This window comes from Candidatus Similichlamydia epinepheli, assembly GCF_003056015.1.
This window is the reverse complement of the sequence record NZ_PPEU01000080.1, coordinates 1-3,260: the sequence shown is the minus strand read 5'-3', so window position 1 is coordinate 3,260 and position 3,260 is coordinate 1. Positions and strand designations below refer to the sequence as shown.

The following is a 3,260-nucleotide window of genomic DNA, read 5'->3' as shown; positions in this document are numbered from 1 at the left end:
AATGTGATATTTCGCCAAAACCTTTTAAATGAAAAAAGTTTTTTAATTTTACTGGAACATACCCAACAGCTCTCCTAGACAGGATCAGAAGAAACACAAGCTAAAGAACAAGCAAAAACAGCAAGTAAAAAGAAGTCTATATTTGACAAAAGTAAAAAATAGAACTTGAATTATTCCAAAAATGCAAAGCCTTTATAAAGGCTGTACAAACAGTAAAAATATAACGTTAGTATTTTTTGTTTTATTACGCGTATAGATCCTATACATTATCGAACAGATTGATAAAGTGCAGTTTCTGATCATTGGGAAGCTTCATATTTTGATGAAATACCTTAACTTTCGATCAAAATCAGTTTCTAACTCATTTCGATATATGAAAAATTTACCTGCATGTATAAATTGTTTGTATCGACAACAAAAAATGATAGAGACTGTTAGCAATTCTCACCCGAACCCAAATTAACGCAAATGAAACATTTGTGTTTTTTGTAAAATTGCGGCTATGCCTATATCTACTCGTGACCTTACGCACATTCCAAATTCTCCTGGTGTATATTTGATGAAAGGAGACTTGGAGTGTATACTCTACATCGGCAAGGCTATTGATCTTCGTAAAAGAGTCTCGCAATATTTCACTCGTGGTCGTGATGAAAGGGGAATGATACCCTATTTGCTATCTGATCTTAAAAAGATCGACTTCATACTTGTTACGTCTGAAAAAGAGGCTTTGTTGCTTGAAAGGAGGCTAATTCAAGAACATCGCCCAAAGTATAATTCTTGCTTAAAAGATGATAGCTCCTTCTATCTGTTTCATATTGACCCTAAAGAATCTTGGCCAAAGCTTCGTCTGATTCGTGCAAAAGACGAAATCAGCTCTACGTCTCTTCTTTGGGGGCCATATACAGACTCCAAGAGTGCTAGGGAAATTCTTGATGTTTTACAAGGAATTTTTCCACTGAGAAGATGTTCAGATCAGGAGTTTTCCCAACGTAAAACGCCATGTCTTTACTACCAAATTAAACGATGCCCTGCCCCTTGTGTTGATTTGTGTTCTAGAGATCAGTATTTCACTCACGTTGAAGCTGTAATCGAATTTTTAAATGGAAAAATTCACTCTGTTTTAAATAGATTACAGTCGTACATGAATCTTGCTGCTGACAATTTTGAATTTGAACATGCTGCCTACCTAAGAGATTTACATTCCAGGATCGAATCATGGTCCGTTTCAACATCAGGCCAATCGGTTGATGCGATCAATAACGAGTCTGCAGACATATTCTGCATCGTTAATAATGACTCTTCTATGCTTATTTCAAGATCTGCATATCGAGAAGGTCGATTGATGCAGATGGATCACTTCGTTATTTCAGATCACATAGGGGATTGTGAAGACATCTTGCAGACATGGATCCTTCACTATTACATGAGCATTGCTGTACGTCCTTCAATAGAGAAGATAGTTCTTTGCGTAGATCAAAAAAAAGAATTTGAAGCTCTAAGTGAATGTTTATCGGAAGTACTATCTAGATCCATTGAAATAGCGACCCCAAGACAGGAACCATTAATTTCGTGGGCCCGCCTACTATATTTAAACGCTCTCGCTAAAATGCAAACGCTTACTGGGACTGCTCCATTAATAAAAATGGAGGAAATGGGGAATTTTTTTGGGTTAAGTCGAACCCCAACATTAATTGAGTGTGTCGATCATTCACATCTGCAAGGGCATCAATCAGTTTCAGCTGTCATCGTTTCTAAAGAGGGAAAGCTCGATAGAAATAAATATCGACGGTACAATTGGGGTCTGACAAATGGAAATGACATCGCAATACTTCGAACATTCATGATGAAACGTTACAAGGGCAAAAAGGAGTTTCCTGATTTGATTCTAATAGACGGAGGAAAGTCACACTGGAACGTTGCTTATGAGTGTCTACAAGAGCTAAAACTAACTAGTATTCCTCTTCTTGCTTTAAGTAAGGATCAAGGGAAACACACAAAAGGTCTAACTTCGGAAAAGCTTTGGGGGCCTTCTACAAGCAACTTTCGTATTTTGGAGCCGATGTGCCCTTATACGTTATTTATTCAGATGCTAAGGGACGAGGCTCATCATGTAGCGCTATCTTTTCAGAAAAAACAAAGATCGAAAAATCAAACCAAAAGCATGCTCGATTCTATTCCAGGTATTGGACCGAAGCTTAAAACATCAATACTTGCAAATAATGCAGGGATAGAACAATTCATGATTGATCTTTACCAAGGCAAAGAAAATATTAAACTTCCTCCAAAAACGAGACAATTACTACTAGATCAGTATATTTCTAAAAAGACCCGAAAAGGCGATTGAAAGATTCTTTACACTATTGTAAAATGCCGGCTTCTCTTTCAGGGGATTGTGTGAACGTTTGGTGGATAATATGAAAGTTCGAGCTTCTGTTAAGGCAGACCCATCGAAAGGGGACAAAATTGTAAGGAGAAAAGGACGTCTTTACGTCATTAATAAAAAGGATCCTAATCGTAAGCAGAGACAAAGCGGACCATCTAGGAAATCTTCCATCGGCTTAAGAAGAGGTCTTGTCAAGAAGAACGAAGGGATGGGGAAAAATGGCTCGTAAAGCGATGGTTGAAAAGCAAAAGCGTCGCGAAAGATGTGTTGCTAAGTTCAAAGAGAAGCGAGAAGGTCTCCTTAAAACGATACGATCGTTTAGGACCTCAGAAGAGGAAAAAGAGTTTGCTCGTCTTGAATTGAGCAAAATGCCTAGGGATTCTTCTCCTGTGAGATTGCGCAATCGTTGCAAGTTAACAGGTCGTTCTAGGGGGTTCCTTAGGAGGTTTCAGGTTTCCAGGATTTGTCTCAGAGAGTTGGCAAGTTGTGGTCTTGTCCCTGGGATGATCAAGGCTAGTTGGTAGGAGGGCAAAGTGGTTAAGCGCACGTATCAGCCAAGCAAAATAAAAAGACAAAGAACATTCGGATTTAGAAAAAGGATGTCAACAAGGTCTGGTCGAAAAATTATTGCCAGAAGGCGAGCTGCGGGTCGCGCTAGACTATCTGCTTAAGTTATTATGTTTATCTTGCCCAAGTCGGTAAGGATCTTGAAGAGGAGTGTGTTTCTCAGAGTTGGTCGTTCCGGTAAGAGGTTTCATGGCGCCGTCTTGTGTTTTTCATTTGTCCGCAGCAGCAGTATGCGTTTGGGTATCACTGTCAGTAAAAAATACGGAAATGCAGTCAAAAGAAACCACTTAAAGAGGCGTATCCGTGAACT

At 38.9% G+C, this 3,260-nt stretch carries 4 protein-coding genes and 1 pseudogene; all 5 read left to right on the top strand.

The window, feature by feature from the left end:
• Positions 1 to 502 precede the first annotated feature (502 nt).
• A complete protein-coding gene (gene uvrC / locus GCCT14_RS04130; RefSeq protein ID WP_108624352.1) occupies positions 503 to 2,344 on the top strand; it encodes an excinuclease ABC subunit UvrC in 1,842 nt (613 codons plus the stop codon).
• 70 nt (positions 2,345 to 2,414) lie between these two features.
• Positions 2,415 to 2,546 (top strand): annotated as a pseudogene (gene rpmJ / locus GCCT14_RS04125) (50S ribosomal protein L36); the annotation flags it as partial.
• Between the two features lie 55 nt (positions 2,547 to 2,601).
• Entirely contained in the window at positions 2,602 to 2,907 is a 306-nt protein-coding gene (rpsN, locus tag GCCT14_RS04120) for a 30S ribosomal protein S14 (protein ID WP_108624350.1), read from the top strand.
• Positions 2,908 to 2,916: 9 nt separating this feature from the next.
• On the top strand, positions 2,917 to 3,054 hold the full coding sequence (gene rpmH, locus GCCT14_RS04115; RefSeq protein ID WP_108624349.1) for a 50S ribosomal protein L34: 138 nt from the start codon (positions 2,917 to 2,919) through the stop codon (positions 3,052 to 3,054).
• Positions 3,055 to 3,060: 6 nt separating this feature from the next.
• Positions 3,061 to 3,260, top strand: a 200-nt coding sequence (rnpA, locus tag GCCT14_RS05675) for a ribonuclease P protein component (protein WP_108624353.1), incomplete at its 3' end; no start/stop codon positions are given.

Bases quoted from the DNA above. Each gene is read 5' to 3' on its own strand.
- uvrC (WP_108624352.1), top strand. From the start codon at position 503: ATGCCTATATCTACTCGTGACCTTACGCACATTCCAAATTCTCCTGGT.
- rpsN (WP_108624350.1), top strand. From the start codon at position 2,602: ATGGCTCGTAAAGCGATGGTTGAAAAGCAAAAGCGTCGCGAAAGATGT.